The sequence below is a fragment of the Aeromonas oralensis genome (assembly GCF_049665575.1).
GTDB lineage: Bacteria > Pseudomonadota > Gammaproteobacteria > Enterobacterales > Aeromonadaceae > Aeromonas > Aeromonas hydrophila.
Genome location: NZ_CP187186.1, coordinates 190,001 through 207,058, shown reverse-complemented (window position 1 = coordinate 207,058; position 17,058 = coordinate 190,001). Strand labels below are relative to the sequence as shown.

At 60.9% G+C, this 17,058-nt stretch carries 14 protein-coding genes, 1 tRNA gene and 2 rRNA genes (1 of these 17 running past the window's edge); 7 read left to right on the top strand and 10 right to left on the bottom strand.

Annotated elements, in window-relative coordinates:
• Nucleotides 1–60 precede the first annotated feature (60 nt).
• The gene (locus ACPDZI_RS01070; RefSeq protein WP_011704333.1) at nucleotides 61–687 is read right to left on the bottom strand and encodes a lysoplasmalogenase; all 627 of its coding nucleotides are present in this window, start codon (nucleotides 685–687) and stop codon (nucleotides 61–63) included.
• Between the two features lie 186 nt (nucleotides 688–873).
• Between ACPDZI_RS01070 and ACPDZI_RS01065 the strand changes: the two genes are divergently transcribed.
• Nucleotides 874–1,014, top strand: a complete 141-nt coding sequence (locus ACPDZI_RS01065) for a hypothetical protein (RefSeq protein WP_016349126.1) — start codon at nucleotides 874–876, stop codon at nucleotides 1,012–1,014.
• Nucleotides 1,015–1,023: 9 nt separating this feature from the next.
• Nucleotides 1,024–1,146 (top strand): hypothetical protein, encoded by a 123-nt coding sequence (locus tag ACPDZI_RS01060; protein WP_257620107.1) that lies wholly within the window; start codon nucleotides 1,024–1,026, stop codon nucleotides 1,144–1,146.
• Nucleotides 1,147–1,205: 59 nt separating this feature from the next.
• On the opposite strand, the gene ACPDZI_RS01055 is transcribed toward ACPDZI_RS01060, so the two are convergent.
• The 6 genes from ACPDZI_RS01055 to ACPDZI_RS01030 form a co-directional block, all read right to left on the bottom strand.
• Nucleotides 1,206–3,758 (bottom strand): TRAP transporter permease, encoded by a 2,553-nt coding sequence (locus ACPDZI_RS01055; protein WP_323934296.1) that lies wholly within the window; start codon nucleotides 3,756–3,758, stop codon nucleotides 1,206–1,208.
• A 102-nt stretch (nucleotides 3,759–3,860) separates the two neighbouring features.
• A complete protein-coding gene (locus ACPDZI_RS01050; RefSeq protein ID WP_029301753.1) occupies nucleotides 3,861–4,832 on the bottom strand; it encodes a TAXI family TRAP transporter solute-binding subunit in 972 nt (323 codons plus the stop codon).
• Nucleotides 4,833–5,248: 416 nt separating this feature from the next.
• Nucleotides 5,249–7,396, bottom strand: coding sequence for a S9 family peptidase (locus ACPDZI_RS01045; RefSeq protein WP_438833859.1), 2,148 nt, complete (start codon nucleotides 7,394–7,396; stop codon nucleotides 5,249–5,251).
• A gap of 224 nt (nucleotides 7,397–7,620) precedes the next feature.
• Complete coding sequence (locus ACPDZI_RS01040; protein ID WP_011704327.1) at nucleotides 7,621–8,052, bottom strand: DUF411 domain-containing protein; 432 nt, start codon at nucleotides 8,050–8,052, stop codon at nucleotides 7,621–7,623.
• Between the two features lie 49 nt (nucleotides 8,053–8,101).
• Entirely contained in the window at nucleotides 8,102–8,425 is a 324-nt protein-coding gene (locus ACPDZI_RS01035) for a hypothetical protein (protein WP_438833858.1), read from the bottom strand.
• A gap of 87 nt (nucleotides 8,426–8,512) precedes the next feature.
• On the bottom strand, nucleotides 8,513–9,235 hold the full coding sequence (locus ACPDZI_RS01030) for an SDR family oxidoreductase (RefSeq protein ID WP_438833857.1): 723 nt from the start codon (nucleotides 9,233–9,235) through the stop codon (nucleotides 8,513–8,515).
• Between the two features lie 143 nt (nucleotides 9,236–9,378).
• Here ACPDZI_RS01030 and ACPDZI_RS01025 point away from each other — a divergent pair, with 143 nt between their 5' ends.
• The 5 genes from ACPDZI_RS01025 to ACPDZI_RS01005 all read left to right on the top strand — a co-directional run bounded on the left by ACPDZI_RS01025 (nucleotide 9,379) and on the right by ACPDZI_RS01005 (nucleotide 14,499).
• Nucleotides 9,379–10,221, top strand: coding sequence for a LysR family transcriptional regulator (locus ACPDZI_RS01025; protein WP_016349119.1), 843 nt, complete (start codon nucleotides 9,379–9,381; stop codon nucleotides 10,219–10,221).
• A gap of 78 nt (nucleotides 10,222–10,299) precedes the next feature.
• A complete protein-coding gene (locus ACPDZI_RS01020; RefSeq protein WP_044798927.1) occupies nucleotides 10,300–10,899 on the top strand; it encodes a glutathione-regulated potassium-efflux system oxidoreductase KefF in 600 nt (199 codons plus the stop codon).
• Nucleotides 10,900–10,969: 70 nt separating this feature from the next.
• Nucleotides 10,970–12,826 (top strand): monovalent cation:proton antiporter-2 (CPA2) family protein, encoded by a 1,857-nt coding sequence (locus ACPDZI_RS01015; protein ID WP_029304384.1) that lies wholly within the window; start codon nucleotides 10,970–10,972, stop codon nucleotides 12,824–12,826.
• Nucleotides 12,823–13,209, top strand: a complete 387-nt coding sequence (locus tag ACPDZI_RS01010; protein WP_438833856.1) for a SirB2 family protein — start codon at nucleotides 12,823–12,825, stop codon at nucleotides 13,207–13,209. The genes ACPDZI_RS01015 and ACPDZI_RS01010 overlap by 4 nt, the downstream gene beginning before the upstream one ends.
• 303 nt (nucleotides 13,210–13,512) lie before the next feature.
• Nucleotides 13,513–14,499, top strand: coding sequence for a helix-turn-helix transcriptional regulator (locus ACPDZI_RS01005; protein WP_005308002.1), 987 nt, complete (start codon nucleotides 13,513–13,515; stop codon nucleotides 14,497–14,499).
• 1,297 nt (nucleotides 14,500–15,796) lie between these two features.
• Here ACPDZI_RS01005 and ACPDZI_RS01000 read toward each other — a convergent pair.
• The 3 genes from ACPDZI_RS01000 to ACPDZI_RS00990 all read right to left on the bottom strand — a co-directional run.
• Nucleotides 15,797–15,873, bottom strand: a tRNA-Asp gene (locus tag ACPDZI_RS01000).
• 97 nt (nucleotides 15,874–15,970) lie between these two features.
• A 5S ribosomal RNA gene (gene rrf, locus ACPDZI_RS00995) occupies nucleotides 15,971–16,085 on the bottom strand.
• Between the two features lie 83 nt (nucleotides 16,086–16,168).
• Nucleotides 16,169–17,058 (bottom strand): 23S ribosomal RNA (locus tag ACPDZI_RS00990) (it continues 1,999 nt past the right edge of the window).

Genomic DNA, 17,058 nt, shown 5'->3' with positions numbered 1-17,058 from the left:
CCTGATGGCCCGTTTTTTTGTCTGCACACTCCCCTTGGCGAGGAGACAATTCAGCCACAGTCACCCCGCCAGCGAGGCGGCAATCAGAAACTGGGCGGCGAAGTAGCTGGTCATCACCCAAGCGGTGGCATGGGGGAAGGGACGGCGGAATCTGTCCAGCGCCAACATGCTGTCGGAGAAGAGGAACATCAACGCCCCCACCAGGGCGGCGGCACTGCCAGCGGTGAGGGAGGCGTGCCAGGCGCCGGCGGCGACCCAGGCCATGCCGATGATTACCAGCATGTAGCAGAACACGGGCACTTTCATCTCCCCGAGCTTGCCCCACAGCAGGCCGAACACCATGCCGGCCACCAGCAGCAACAGCAGACCATCCACCAGATTCAACACCAGCGGCCCCTGGGCGAAGCCGACGATGTAGCAGAGGTGCGCGACAAAAAACGCCGCCAGCCCCTGGATGAAGCGGTCGCTTGGCAACATCAGCAGCACGTCACCGGCCAGCGACAGGCAGAGACCGAGCAGGATCCAGGCGTGGGAACCGTCGTGGTCATAGCTCTGATAGCCAAAGGCCAGCGCTATGATGAGCAGCATGGTCAACGGCTTGCTGATGTAGAACTGACGGGAGTCTGAGCCATAGGCCGCACGAATGTGCCACCAGCCCGATGCGATGATCAAGAAACTCAATAACATGCCCTGCTCCTCACGTGTTGCTCGCAGTCACGGCAACATCTTCTTGCTGACAAGCAGAGTAACAAATTCCCCCGCCCAGTGGCAGAGGCGCTCAGCAAACGAACAGTCTACGCCTAAAGTCTAATTGTCCCGCCCACCCTGTTCGGGCATAAGGGACGGGTCCGGAGGATCACCATGGAAGACGCTATGAAAAACTATCTGCCCGCTATCGATATCATGATGTGCCATCTTGGCATCAGCTTCGAGCAAGCCTGTGAACAGCTGGGCCTGAGCCAGGTGGAACAACAGACCCTGAGCCTCCTGCAGGAGCAGGATCCGCAGGAATAATCCCTCCCGGTGATGGATATCATGATGTGCCGCCTTGGCATCAGCTTCGAGCAAGCCTGCGAGCAGCTTGGCCTGAGTCAGGTGGAACAACAGACCCTGAGCCTGCTGCAGGAGCAGGATCCGCAAGAATAAGCCCCCCAGCGGGGAGCATGAAAACGGCGCCATGATGGCGCCGTTTTTATTGACTCTGTTTATGTTCTCACCACCCGGCGCCGTTGCAACCAGACGATCAACGCAAACAGCAGGAAGCCGGGCAGCCACATCAGCTCCTTGTGCCAGCGCTCGGTGGGGGCCTTGACCACCAGGATCTCTTGGTCAAACTCCATGCCGGCTGCCGCCGCTGGACTGCCGAAGGTGACGCTGTCGATCAGGGTCTTGCCATCCTGCTCATAGAGCGCGAGCCCCAGGCTGGCGAGGCGGGCTTCCCCATCCTCCCCTGCCGGCACCGCCAGCAGCACGGTCGACTGACGCAGCTTGCCCACCGCATCCTCACCCTGGATCCTCAGCCGCAGAGTGCTTTCCGCCTCCACCTCGCCCAGAGTCTGGGCCAGCTGGGCCGGCGGTGTCTCGCGATAGGGATCATGCACCATGTCCATCCAGAAACCGGGGCGGAACAGGGTGAAGGCCACCAGCAACAGCAGCACGCTTTCGTACCAGCGACTCTTCACCAGGAAATGACCCTGGGTGGCGGCGGCGAAGATCAGCATGGCAACGGTGGCCACCATGAAGATCAGCACCCCGTGGGCAAAGTCCACGTCGATCAGTAGCAGGTCGGTGTTGAAGATGAACAGGAACGGCAGTGCAGCAGTACGCAGGCTGTAATAGAAGGCGGTGATGCCGGTCTTGATGGGATCGCCCTTGGAGACGGCCGCCGCCGCGAAGGAGGCAAGTCCCACCGGCGGTGTCACGTCGGCCATGATGCCGAAGTAGAACACGAATAGGTGCACCGCGATGAGCGGCACGATCAGCCCGTTCTGCTGCCCGAGCGTCACCACCACCGGCGCCAGCAGGCTGGAGACCACGATGTAGTTGGCGGTGGTGGGCAGCCCCATGCCGAGGATGAGGCTCAGCAGGGCGGTCAACAGTAGCATCAGCAGCAGGTTGCCCATGGAGAGCATCTCCACCAGATCCGCCAGCACCAGACCAACCCCGGTCTGGGAGACGGCACCGACGATGATCCCCGCCGTGGCGGTGGCGATGCCGATGCCGATCATGTTGCGGGCACCGGCCACCAGCCCCTCTCGCAGATCGATCAAGCCGTCCTGCAGGGAGCCGTAATCGTGCCGGCCATCGCTGCGCAGCCAGTTGAGCAGCGGGCGCTGGGTCAGCAGTATGATCACCAGCATGACGGTGCCCCAGAAGGCCGACAGCCCGGGCGAGAGCCGCTCCACCATCAGGCACCACACCAGTACCACCACCGGCAACAGGAAGTGCAGGCCGGAGAGCAGCACGGTACGGGTGTTGGGCAGCTCGGTCAGCGGCTTGTCCGGATCTTCCGCCGCCAGCGGCTCATTGCTGGCGGCAATCTTCAGCAGCCCCAGATAGGTGGCAGCCAGCAGCAGGGCGATGCCAGGCAGCGCATAGTCACCCAGCGCCGGCTTGAGCCAGCCCAGGCCGTAGTAGACCGCCATCGACAGCCCACTGATCAGGGCGGCGCCGAAGGCAAAGCCGGTCAACCGGCGCAGCCAGGGCTTGGGCTGATGGTCGCCGATGGGCTGCATGCCGAGCTTGAGCGCCTCCAGATGGACGATGTAGAGCAGCGCTATGTAGGAGATGGTCGCCGGCAGGAAGGCGTGCTTGATGATCTCGACGTAGGGGATGCCCACGTACTCCACCATCAGAAAGGCCGCAGCCCCCATCACCGGCGGCATGATCTGGCCGTTGACCGAGGAGGCCACTTCCACCGCCCCCGCCTTCTCCGCGCTGAACCCCACCTTCTTCATCATGGGAATGGTAAAGGTGCCAGTAGTCACCACGTTGGCGATGGAGGAGCCGGAGATGAGGCCGGTCAGGCCGGAGGCCACCACCGCCGCCTTGGCCGGGCCACCGCGCAGGTGGCCGAGCAGGCTGAAGGCGAGCTGGATGAAGTAGTGGCCGGCACCGGCCCGCTCCAGCAGGGCACCGAACAGCACGAACAGGAACACGAAGCTGGTGGAGACGCCGAGGGCGATGCCGAACACCCCCTCGGTAGTGATCCACTGGTGGTTGGCCAGCGCGGTGAAGCTCACCCCACGGTGAGCCAGCAGGCCCGGCATCCAGGGCCCCGCCAGGCTGTAGGCGAGAAATACCAGGGCGATCACCGCCAGGGCCGGCCCCAGCGCACGGCGGGCGGCTTCCAGCAACAGCGGGATGCCGATGCAGGCGGTCACCAGATCGGCGGTGGTGAGGTTGCCCGGCCGCTGGGCCAGCGCCTCGTACATCACGAACAGATAGGAAGCGGCGCCGGCGGCCACCAGCCCGAGCGCCAGATCGCCGAGCGGCACCCGGTCGCGCGGCGAGCGGCGAAAGGCCGGGAACACCAAGTAGGCCAGCAGCAGGGCGAAGGTGAGGTGAATGGCACGGGTCTCGGTGTCATTGAGTACGCCGAAGCCCAGCATGAAGGGCAGGGGCGAGGCGATCCAGAGCTGGAACAGCGACCAGGCGAGCGCCAGGGTGGTGATGCACCCACCCATGATGCCGAGCGGCAGACGCGCCCCCACATCCTGGGCGATCAGTTCCTCGGTAGAGAGTTGTTTATCTTGCATAGGGGTTAACTTGTGCCAACGAGTACAACGACACGACACCCGCTGCCACGGGCTGCGGCAGACGGGTGTCGAAGAGAGTGACAGCGGCCCTTGGGCCCGCTATCAGAGCCAGCCGCGCTCTTTGTAGTAGCGGGCAGCCCCTTCATGCAGCGGGGCGGAGAGACCCACCTTGATCATGTCGGCCTCTTTGAGGTCGGCGAAGGCCGGATGCAGGCGCTTGAAACGATCCAGGTTGTCGAACACCGACTTCACCAGCTGATAGACCACTTCCGGATCGGCCTTGGCACTGGTGGAGAGCACTGCCTTGCCGCCGATGGACGGGGTCGGCTGGTCGCTGCCCTTGTAGATGCCGCCCGGGATCTCGGCCTTGCTGTAGTAGCTCTTCTCGGCCAGCAACTTGTCGATGTCCGCGCCGGTCACCGGGACCAGCACGGCGTCGGTGGTGGTGGAGGCTTCCTGGATGGCGCCGTTCGGATGACCGACGAAGTAGCTCATGGCGTCGATGTTGTTGTCGCCGAGTGCTGAGGCTTGCTCGGCCGGCTTGAGCTCGGAGACCAGGCCGAAGTCGCCCTTCTTCCAGCCCTTCACCGCCATGATCTCTTCGAAAGTATCGCGCTGACCGGAGCCCGGGTTGCCGATGTTGACCCGCTTGCCCTTGAGATCGTCAAAGCCGGCGATCTTGGCGTCCTTGCGGGCCAGGATGGTGAACACTTCGCTCTGCAGGGAGAAAACGGCGCGCATGTCGTCCATGGCCCCCTCGGCCTGGAATGGCGGCAGCCCCTTCATCGCCTTGTACTGATGGTCGGACTGCATGATGCCGAAGTTGAATTCACCGCTGCGGATGCCGTTGACGTTGGCCACCCCGCCACCGCTGGCCGGGGCGTTGCACTTGATCTGGTGATCGGCGGCGCCGCGATTGAGGAAGCGGCAGATGGACTGGCCCGCCACGTAGTAGACACCGGTCTGACCGCCGGTGCCTATGGTCACGAAGCGCTCCTGCGCCTGCACCGGGCCACCGAACGAGACGCCGGCCAGAGCAGCCGACAGGGCACACGCCAGGGATAATCCTTTCATGTTGTTCATCCTTTTTGATTGATTCAGCTCGCCCGTTCCACGGGCGAATGCCGGACAAACCACCGTTCTGCGTCGACGGTTTGTCCATGACCTCGATATGAGGAATCGGGTGAACGGCGAACGTTCCCCAAAAAGCCACCAGCATCCTGTGGTGAGACAGTCGGCTTCATGCCAACCGAAGATAATTGGCCCCGAGGGGGCCAATTAAAGAGTCATAACGGCTTCGATTAAGCACACGGCGCCAACATAAATCAAACAAAAATACAAAACGATGGATATGGATGACGAGAAATTTGAAGCCGATCATTAATTTGCTGATCAGAGATTAATTGGATGTGCTACCGGTCGGCAGACAGAGTGGGAGGAGGGAGATTCTTTTGCAGCCCTTGACTGGCAAGGGCTGCAACTGTGGTGACTTATGCTTGTGGCTTGGCCAGATCCAGAATAAACGCGAACTCCAGCGCGATATCCTCGTAGGCCTTGAAGCGACCCGACTTGCCGCCGTGGCCGGCGTCCATGTCGGTGCTCAGCAACAACTTGTTATCATCCGTCTTCAGCTCGCGCAGCTTGGCCACCCACTTGGCCGGCTCCCAGTACTGCACCTGGGAGTCGTGCAGACCGGTGGTCACCAGCAGGTTGGGATAGGCCTGCGCCTTGACCTGGTCGTAGGGGCTATAGGCCTTCATGTAGTCGTAGTAGCGCTTCTGGTTCGGGTTGCCCCACTCGTCGTACTCCCCGGTGGTGAGAGGAATGGACTCGTCCAGCATGGTGGTGACCACGTCGACGAACGGCACCTGGGCCACCACGCCGCGATAGAGCTGGGGCGCCTGATTGATGATGGCCCCCATCAGCAGGCCACCGGCGCTGCCGCCCATGGCGTAAACCTGATCCTTGGCGCCGTAGCCCTGCGCCACCAGCGCCTCGGTCACGTCGATGAAGTCGTTGAAGGTATTCTGCTTTTTCAGCAGCTTGCCATCTTCATACCAGTGGCGCCCCAGCTCCTCGCCGCCGCGGATATGGGCGATGGCGTAGACGAAGCCGCGGTCCAGCAGGCTCAGCCGGGCGCTGCTGAAATCCGGGTCCATGCTGGCACCGTAGGAGCCGTAGCCGTAGACCAGCAGCGGATTGGTATGCGCACCCTCTTGCTTGAACTTGTCCTTGCGATAGACCAGCGACACCGGGACGGCCACGCCGTCACGGGCCGTGATCCAGAGGCGCTCGCTGGCATATTGGTCGGCCTTGAAGCCCGCCACCGGCTGTTGCTTGAGCAGGGTGCGCTTGCCGCTGTTCAGATCGAGCTCGTAGGTGGACGAGGGGGTGGTCATGGAGGAGTAGCCATAACGCAGGGCGCTGGTATCCGGCTCCGGGTTGTAGGCAAGCCAGGTGACATAGGCCGGATCGTCGAAGGCGATCTCCTTCTGCTCACCGCTCTGCCAGTTGACCTGGCGCAGCCGGGTCAGCCCCTGGCTGCGCTCCTCCAGCACCAGCCACTCCTTGAACAGGGCATAACTCTCCAGCAGCACGTCCGGATTGGGGGCGATCACCGCCTTCCAGCGATCTACCGGGCTCTCCTTGGTCTCGTAGAGGCCGAAGTTCTTGCCGTCCTTGTTGGAGCGCACATAGAAGCGGCCGCGGTAGTGCTCCAGGCTGTATTCGTGATCCACCTGACGCGGCAGGAACAGCCGCGGCGCCTGGGTCGGCACATTGGCATCGATGAGGCGTGCCTCGCCCGAGGTGGTGCTGGAGAGGGCGATGACGATGAAATCTTCCGAGGTGGTGGCGTAGAGGCTCACATAGAAGGAGTCGTCCTTCTCCTCATAGACCAGCTGATCCTTGGCCGGATCCGTGCCCAGCTCGTGGCGATAGACCTGGTAGGGCAGCAGCGTCTTGGGGTGCTTGCGCACGTAGAACACCGTCTTGCTGTCGTTGGCCCAGACCAGATTGCCGGAGGTGTTCTCCAGCATGTCAGTGGCCCATTTGCCGCTCTCCAGATCGAGGAACTGGATCTGGTACTGACGGCGAGAGAGGAAATCTTCCGCCACCGCCAACCAGCGATTGTTGCGGCTCACCTCGAGCGCCCCCAGGGCATAGAACTCGTGGCCTTCGGCACGCTGGTTGCCGTCCAGCAGCAGGCTGCTTTCCGACTCACCCAGCTTGCTGCGCGAATAGATGGCGTACTCCTTGCCCGGCTCGTAGCGGGTCTGGTAGCGATAGCCGTTCTTCACGTAGGGCACCGACTCGTCCTGCTGTGGAATGCGGGCCACCATCTCCTGATAGAGCTGGTCGCGCAGTGGCTTGATCGGTTTGAGCATGGCATCGGTGTAGGCGTTTTCGGCCTCGAGGTAGGCCAGCACCTCGGGTTTCTGACGCTCGTCATCGCGCAGCCAGTAGTAGTTGTCGACCCGGGTATCCCCGTGTTTCTTGATGGCGTGAGGGTGTTTGGCGGCCACGGGAGGCTGGATCAGGGTGTCGCTTGTGGGCATGGCGGACTCATCATTGGCATATGAACAGGGAACGGCGGCCAGACAAGCCAGCAGCAGAAGCCCTCGGGAAAAGGTGAACATGTCGCATCCTTTGCGCTGTAAAAGGGTTGGCGGACCTGAGCCTTGGCTCCTTGGACAGGGGATCAATCTGCCCCTTGTCGCCTTCAGTTGCAAGTTCTCCCGCGCCCTGATGTAAAAGGGCCGCCATCTCGCGATGGCGGCCCCCATACCTGACCGTGAGCGACACGGGCTCGCTCAGGTGTGCCTCACATGATGGAAGTGTGTCTGCTCACGGCCAGTTGTCATCAGCCGGGGTAGCTCGACCAGACCTTGGTCGCGCCCTCGTTGCTGATGCTCAGCACCTGATAGGGCTGACCCGGAATATCCATGCCCGGCGCACTCTGGGGCATGCCCGGAATGGTCAGGCCGCGGATCGCCGGTTTTTCCTTGAGCAACTTCTGCACGTCGGCGGCGGGTACATGCCCCTCCACCACATAGCCGTTCACCACTCCGGTGTGGCAGGAAGCCAGCTGCGGAGTGATACCGTACTGCTGCTTGACCGGTTCAAGCTGCTCGGTTTCGACGACCTTGACCTCAAAGCCGTTCTCTTCCATGTGCTTGATCCAGGTCTTGCAGCAGCCGCAATACTGGGACTTGTAGACGGTCATCTGCTCGGTTGCCAGAGCAGAAAAACTGACGGTACCGGCCAGCACGGCCAATAACAGGGACTTGTACATCACTCACCTCGGATAAGAAGATATGCCCAAAAAAACAGGGGGATTCGACTCAACCGAGATGACGAGGCGGACGCTCCAGCCGGTCGGATGGAACATCCGGCATGAACTGGGAAGGGGAGATGAAATCCGGGGTATCGGGTTCCAGCATGGCAACCGTCAGGCTGTCGCCGGTGAGCACCGTCATGGCGAGCGCCGAGGTGAAGCTGCCGCAGGGCATGGCCTTCTCCAGGGTGCGTTCGCTCTGGCTGCAATGAGGCGTCAGGGTACAGAGATCGGTCGCCGCCCGGCTGCCAAACGACATCAGCACCATCAGCAGACTCCACAGGGGGAGCCAGCGGCGGGCGCGAGCGAGTTGGCGACGGGTCAGAACCATGAGACGACTCATTGACGAAAGGTGGCCTATGGTAACCCTTGGCCCAGGGGGAGGGTCAAGCCCTCCCCCTCTTCCAGTCAGCCGCCATCAAGGTTGCTGACGGGTGGCCGCCAGCACGATCTCGCGCACGCAGACATTGGCCGGCTGGCTCCATGCATAGAGCACGGCGTCGGCGATCACCTCAGGTGCAATGACGCCCCCCATCTGATCCTTCCAGTCGTGATAACCGGCCTTGATGCTCTCGTCCGTGGTGTGGCTGAGCAGCTCGGTTTCCACCGCGCCCGGGGCTATGGTCACCATCCGCACGCCGACATCGGCTACCTCTTCCCGGATGTTCTCGGTCAGGGCGTGCACCGCGAACTTGGTGGCGCAGTAGGCAGCATGGTTCGGGAAGGTCTTACGACCGGCGATGGAGCTGATGTTGATGATGGTGCCGCTGCGGCGCGCCTTCATGCCGGCCAGCACGGCGTGAACACCGTTCAACACCCCCATCACGTTGATGTTGAGCATCTGCTGCCACTCGGCCGAGTCCTGCACGTCGGCCTGTCCCAGCAGCATGACGCCAGCGTTGTTGACCATGCAGCCGACCGGGCCGAATTGTGCCTCGGCCTGCTGGATGGCGACCTTCATGGCGGCGGTGTCGGTCACATCAACCCCGATGCAGAGGGTATCGGGCAGCGCCAGCGCCTGCATGGGCTCGACCCGGCGGGCCAGCAGCAGCAGCGGATGGCCGGCGGCGGAGAAGGCGCGGGCGATGGCGGCACCGATCCCGGCGGAGGCACCGGTGATCACGACGAGAGGCTTGGGCATGATGTTTTCCTTCTGATTCAAGAGTCGGTTTGAGCAAACAAGCGGCTGGCCAGCACGGAACGGGATCACTATAGTCACTCCATCCATCAGTGATAAATATTGTTTTCCGCTGGTTATCATCTGAAAAAACTATGGTTGGGCTTATGCTGGACTTGAGACTGCTGCGCTTCTTCATCGCCATCTATGAAGAGAAGAACATCACGGCGGCGGCCGAACGCTGCCATGTCAGCCAGCCCTCCCTCTCGGCGGGGCTTCGCCAGCTGGAAGAGACCCTGGGTGACAGCCTGTTCATTCGGGGCAAGAAGGGGGTGGCGGCCAGGGATCAGGCCCATTACCTCTATCCCCACGCGGTCAAGCTGGTGGAAGAGGCGCGCCGGCTGCCGGCGCTGTTTCGCCAGAAGGCGACGCGTGCGCGGCTCAACATGGCCATCATGCCGGACCTGAGCCGGCGGCGGGTGGCGGGATTGCTGCAGCAGGTGCAGGCTGTACTGCCCGAGCTGGATCTCACCCTCTCCGATTACGGGACGCCTGCCGACTGTCGGCTGACTCTGGATGCCCTGCGCCGCGAAGACGAGATCTTCCTGCCGCTGTGGGAGGAGGATTATGTCTTGTGCGTGCGAAGCGACCATCCCCTCGCCAGCCGCCAGCAACTCGAGTTGGCCGAGCTGCAACATTATGATTTTATTGAGTGCCCTCCCTGCGAAGCCCATCAGCAGACCATAGGTCTGCTGGCCTGTGACCGACTGACCCTCAATCTGGTGGCCAAGGCCGAGAGCAAGGGGCTGGTGATGGCGCTGGTGCTGGCCGGAGTCGGCATCAGCTTTCTGCCGGACGGGTTGGTGGAGGACGAAGCGGGTCTGTGTACCGTGCCGGTGCGCGGGCCACGGATGTTCCGGCGCATCGGCCTCTGCTATCCCGCCCACCAGACCCTCAATCCGGCGCTGCGCGAGCTGATCCCGGAACTGGCGAGCCATGGCGCTTCTTGATAACGTCGCTGCTCAATGCATCTTTTTTTCGCCGGTCGCTTGCACCGGTATTTGGCCCCCTCTTCAGATCAGGAACCCATGAAACGCATTCTGGTTATCTTTTCACACCCGGCGCTGCAGAGCTCACGGGCCAACAAACAGCTGCTGCAGGCCATCGACGGCCTAGAGGGCGTCACCCTGCACGACCTCTACCAGCACTACCCCAACATGTTCATCAACGTGAAGCGGGAGCAGGCCCTGCTGTCTGAACACGACATCATCGTGTTCCAGCACCCCTTCTACTGGTACTCCTGCCCCGCCATCATGAAGGAGTGGATGGATCTGGTGCTGGAGTATGGCTACGCCTACGGCCCGGAAGCCCACGCCCTCAACGGCAAGCAGTGGCTGTCGGCCATCACCACCGGCGGCGCCCCCGAGTCTTATTGCAGCGAGGGTTACAACCAGCGCCCACTGCTCGACTTTCTGCTGCCGTTCCGGCAGACGGCCCAGTTGTGCGGCATGAGCTGGTTACCGCCATTCGTGCTGCACTCCTTTCACAAGATCCGGGATCAGGAGGCGCTGCGTCGCTGTGGCCAGGACTATCGCCAGCTGCTGTGTGCCCTGCGCGACGAACAACTGACCCCGGCCCAGCTTACCGGCAGCCCCTATCTGCGCGATCTGCTGGAGGTACTCTCATGACCCGCTCTCGATCCGGGCGACGGCCCGGCCTGCCGACATCGGCTTCCACCACAGTGCGGAGGATCCGCTGATGGGACATGGTTTGCTGTTCGATGCCTTCATCTACCTCTCCGCCGCGGTGATCGCGGTGCCGCTGGCCAAGCGCTGGGGGCTGGGCTCCGTGCTCGGTTACCTGCTGGCAGGCATCATCATAGGTCCCTTCCTGCTGGGGCTGGTGGGTGAACAGAAGGATGTGATGCACTTCGCCGAGTTCGGGGTGGTGCTGATGCTGTTCCTGGTCGGGCTGGAGCTCAGGCCGGCGCTGCTGTGGCAGCTGAAGGGGCCCATTCTCGGCACTGGCGGGCTGCAGGTGCTGCTGACCACGGCGGCCCTGACCGGTGTGGCCCACCTCATCGGCCTGCCGTGGCAGCAGGGGCTGGCCATCGGCCTCATCCTGGCGCTCTCCTCCACCGCCATCGTGCTGCAGAGCCTGCAGGAGCGCAAACTGATGCAGAGCGAGAGCGGCCGCTCCGCCTTCGCCGTGCTGCTGTTCCAGGACATTGCCGTCATCCCCATCCTGGCGATCCTGCCGCTGCTGGCCATCGCGCCGGTGGCCAGCAGCGGCAGCTCGGAGCTGGCCGGCTGGCAACACGGCCTGCTGGTGGTGGCCGCCATCTCCGGCATAGTGCTGGGTGGTCATTACCTGATGCGACCGGTGTTTCGCGCCATCGCCCAGTCCCACATGCGGGAGATCTTCGTCGCAGCAGCCCTGCTGCTGGTGATCGCCATCGCCGTGTTGATGGAATCGGTCGGCCTCTCCCCCGCCCTTGGCTCCTTCCTCGCCGGCGTGGTGCTGGCGGACAGCGAATATCGCCACGAGCTGGAGGCTGACATAGAGCCGTTCAAGGGGCTGCTGCTCGGCCTCTTCTTCATGTCGGTCGGCGCCGGCATCAACTTCGGGCTGTTTGCCGAGCACCCGCTGCTGATCCCGGCCCTAGTGGTCGGCCTGATGGTGCTCAAGTGGCTGGTGTTGATGGCGCTCGGCTTTGCCATTCGCATCTCGCCGAGCCAGCGCTGGACCTTCGGGCTGGCACTGGCCCAGGGCGGGGAGTTCGCCTTCGTGCTGTTCTCGTTCGCCGCCCAGAACAAGGTGCTGCCAGGGGATACCATCGCCCTGCTGACCCTGGTGGTGGCGCTCTCCATGGCGCTGACGCCGCTGCTGCTGATCCTCAACGATCGGGTGATCCAGCCCTGGTTCGACTATCGCAACCAGAGTGAATTGCCGCAGCACGAGCAGCCGGAGCTGGTGGAGCACCCGGTCATCATCGCCGGCTTCGGCCGTTTCGGTCAGATCGTGGGGCGTCTGCTGCACGGCCACGGCATCGGCACCACCATCCTCGAGCAGGATGCCAGCCAGATCGAGATGCTGCGCAAGTATGGTTATCAGGTGTTCTATGGCGATGCCAGCCGGCTTGACCTGCTGCACGCCGCCGGCGCCCACAAGGCCAAGCTGCTGGTGCTTTCCATCAACGATCCGGCCACGTCACTCGAAGTGATTGAAATGGTGAAGAAACACTTCCCGCACCTTAAGATACTGGCGCGAGCCCAGGATCGTCCCCACGCTCACGAGATCCTGCGCCAGGGCGTGGGCAGCGTGTACCGGGAAACCCTGGGTTCTGCCGTGGATCTGGGGGTGGAAGCCCTGACCCAGCTCGGCTTTCGGGCCAACCAGGCCTGGCGGGCCGGCCAGACCTTCAAGCAGCACGACAACTGGCTGCTGCGGGAACAGGTCAACTACCTGGACGACGAACACACCTATATCAACAAGAGCCTGCAATACCGGGACATCCTCTCCGATCTGCTGCAAGACGATCAGGAAGGACAGGAGCGCATTCACGCTCACAACTGGAACAGCGGTCTGCCCGACAACGACAAGGAAGCAATATGATTGCCTATTACCCCATGCTCAAACACCTGCACATGACGCTGGCGCTGGTCAGCGTGCTGCTGTTCCTCTATCGCTGGCTGCTGGCCCTGGATGGCAGTGCCCGCCTGCAGCAGAAATGGCTGAAGATCCTGCCCCATGTCAACGACACCTTCCTGCTGCTGTTCGGAGTGCTGCTGGCGGTAACCCTGCAGATGAGCCCGGGCCAACAACCCTGGCTGATGGCCAAGCTGATCGCACTGGTGGTTTACATCGGCCTCGGCGTCATGGCGCTCAAGCGCCCTGCGCGCAGCCAGAAGCTGGTGGCCGGCCTCGCTGCCCTGGCGGTATTTGGCTACATGGTGGGCGCCGCCATCACCAAATCCGCCCTGTCCTGGCTGGCCTGATCCAGCCAAAAAATACCTGCCTGATGGAGGGGAGCCATCCCCTCCACATCATATTCTGCGTTTCCCCATCATTTCTGTTTTTTCCTCTACCCCAAATCCGTAAGGCAGCACTTTCATTTGGTGAATTTTCATCATTTTTTAGCCTCGATTGCTGCCCTAAATGATGGCAATTATCTTTAGGATCATGTGGTTAGCTTGGTTTGTATGAAAATGGCGACAGTTGTCGCAGCAAAACTTGCGACATAGACTGTCGCAAGGCATGGCTAGGATACACTCAACGCTAAACCAGTGAAGGCATGCACCATGAGTAAGAAGCTGTTACGACAACTGACCTTGGCGCGTTGCATCCCGCACCGCCCTTACAAGCTGACCGCCAGCCAACTCCAGGTAAAACTGGAAGAAGAAGGCATCCACGTCAGTCTGCGTACCGTGCAACGGGACCTGGAAGAGATGTCCGGCATGGGGTTGTTCGATCTCACCTCGGATGAACGCAGCAAACCACACGGCTGGTGCTTCGAGCGCCATGGCCTCAACGATTTTGCCAACATCATGCCGCTCTCCTTGGCAGTGGCGCTGAAAACCTGGAGCGATCAAGCCAGCCAGCTGTTGCCGGCCAGCGTACTGACCGAACTGAATCCCTTGGTCGACAAGGCCAGCCAGGTGATCCGCGACAGCCAGAGCGAATTGGCTGAACGCTGGCTCGAGAGCGTGCACCAGTCACCGCGTCCGTTTGCCGGCAACCCGGAGATCCGCCGCAGCACCTTGATCCGCGATGCGTTGTGGCGCGGTCGCAAGTTCAGTGCCGAGATCCAACGGGTCATCAAGGAGCGCACTGTATGGCTCTGCTACGACCGCATCAATCCGCTCGGCATCCTGAACCAGGCGGAAGGGCCGACCCTGCTCTGCACCCTGTCCGAGCTGGATCCCAAGGTCTACGGCATCCCGTTCGATCACATCAAGAACGTGGAGCTGACCAACTTCAGCGCGACCCAGCCGAAGGATTTCAATATCCAGAAACTGATCCGCGATCAGGGGTATCAGGATGTCAGCGGACCGATCCGCTTCGTCGGCCGCATCGATGCCAACTGTCCGACCCTGGTCGACGGGCAAATCCCCGGCCACAACCCGCGCATGACTCGCTACGACAAGCGCAGCGTGGTGGTGGAAACCGAGGTGCAAGACACCCCCGAGTTCCGTACCTGGCTCAACAACATGAGCGGGAACCTGGAAGTGCTGGCGCCTGAATCCTTGCGCAAGGCATATCCGACACCGGGTAGCCGCGTCAGCTGACCACCTCAGAAAAAAGCCGGGCAAAGCCCGGCTTTTTGTATTCTTTTTGAGCATATTTATTCAACTAATTTTTAAGTCTTACCCACCGAATTGAGCCTGTTTGTACCATCGTTTTCGCCCTGTTTTTGCGTGTAAGAGATCCGCCATGGCAGCTGTAAGAGGCCACTGTGTCGAGCCGTACGCGAAGCCATCTTTGAATCCACATACTTTCCCATGAAACAAACTAATATAATGATTTATATGACTTTATCTTCACTGATAGTGGTCATTGAACCGCTATCCGCACGCCAACAACGCCGGATCCTCCCTTGTTCCGCCCCCTGGTTCCCTTAATATGGGTCTCACAAGGACGGAGCTGGTTCGGCAGGATGCGGAAACAGCGCATAAGCAGGGAATAAACCACAGGGCGTGGACAGGGAACACCTCAGGATGAGGCCGGTAACCAGGATGGTTATCAAACGGAATGCAGGACACCACTGGACGTGGTTGTGGACACCTCGGGATGAGGCAGAGCAAACAGGATGATTGCTCTTCAGGAAGAATATGGACCTCGCCGGAAGCGAGCAGGACAGCTTCAGGATGAAGCGAGACAACCCGGACGGTTGTCCGTCAGGATGACGCAAGGAACACCACGGGATGTGGTAACGGACACCTCCAGGATGGAGAGAGTGCAGCAATCAGGAGCGATTGCCAGGCTAGGATGGCCACAGGACACCTCAACGGATTGGGAAGGGGATATTCCGAAGGATCAGGATAAAGTCAGGGATTGCAGGGAGCGTTGCAGTTCATGGACTGGACTAGATGACTTGAGGGGACGGCAGCTGCCGTCCCCTTTTCTTTATGTGCATTTTGTACCAGAACGGGTCAATGTCATGGGACTCTATTCGCTGCCACAGAACATCCTGTCTGCTCTAGAGCCCCCCCCCCCCCTCAATCTGGGTGCCCATTGTCAGCCAAAATATCCGCCTCTCTCACATCCTATACACTTCGTGAACGCTGTTGCTCTGGGCTGCAGCCACCCACAAAGCTCCCCGGCATTCGCTCAGACCTCTTTAAAGGGGCTTCAACCAAGGAAGGCTCCCAGTGCAAGTCATGTGTACAGCTGGCCCGTGGCGACCACAGCAACATTCCCGCCCGCCAAAAACACCGGGTGGAATGGACCCATCCCAACATGACCACCGTCTGGCTTTGCGTGTTTTACTGAGTCGCGTGAGGAAAAAAAGAGGCTATTCGGGAACATGAGTGCGGTGTCGCAAACGAAAAAAAGCCCAGTCTTTCGACTGGGCTTCTTAAGTAGTGGCGGAGCGGACGGGACTCGAACCCGCGACCCCCGGCGTGACAGGCCGGTATTCTAACCGACTGAACTACCGCTCCGCTGTCTGGTTAGCTTTTTGCTAAATTGTCTGCCGTTTCAACGAGGTGTCATCCTCTCGGCCAACGTCGTGATGTGCACGTCGCTGTTTAATTGGGTGCCTGGCAGTGTCCTACTCTCGCATGGCGAATGCCACACTACCATCGGCGCTACCGCGTTTCACTTCTGAGTTCGGCATGGGATCAGGTGGTTCCACGGCGCTATGGCCGCCAGGCAAATTCTTCAATCTAAGAAAGCTGATTTTGTTGTTCGTTCTCGGTATCTGCTACAAGCCTTAGAACACTTCTTGGGTGTTGTATGGTTAAGCCTCACGGGTAATTAGTATGGGTTAGCTCAACACGTCGCCGCGCTTACACACCCCACCTATCAACGTTGTGGTCTCCAACGGCCCTTTAGGACCCTCAAGGGGTCAGGGATGACTCATCTCAGGGCTCGCTTCCCGCTTAGATGCTTTCAGCGGTTATCGATTCCGAACTTAGCTACCGGGCAGTGCCACTGGCGTGACAACCCGAACACCAGAGGTTCGTTCACTCCGGTCCTCTCGTACTAGGAGCAACTCCCTTCAATCATCCAACGCCCACGGCAGATAGGGACCGAACTGTCTCACGACGTTCTGAACCCAGCTCGCGTACCACTTTAAATGGCGAACAGCCATACCCTTGGGACCGACTTCAGCCCCAGGATGTGATGAGCCGACATCGAGGTGCCAAACACCGCCGTCGATATGAACTCTTGGGCGGTATCAGCCTGTTATCCCCGGAGTACCTTTTATCCGTTGAGCGATGGCCCTTCCATTCAGAACCACCGGATCACTATGACCTACTTTCGTACCTGCTCGACCTGTCCGTCTCGCAGTTAAGCTGGCTTATGCCATTGCACTAACCTCCTGATGTCCGACCAGGATTAGCCAACCTTCGTGCTCCTCCGTTACTCTTTGGGAGGAGACCGCCCCAGTCAAACTACCCACCAGGCACTGTCCGCGACCCGGATTCACGGGCCTGCGTTAGAACATCAAACATACAAGGGTGGTATTTCAAGGACGGCTCCAGCGCAACTGGCGTCACGCCTTCAAAGCCTCCCACCTATCCTACACATGTAGGTTCAATGTTCAGTGCCAAGCTGTAGTAAAGGTTCACGGGGTCTTTCCGTCTAGCCGCGGGTACACCGCATCTTCACGGCGAATTCGA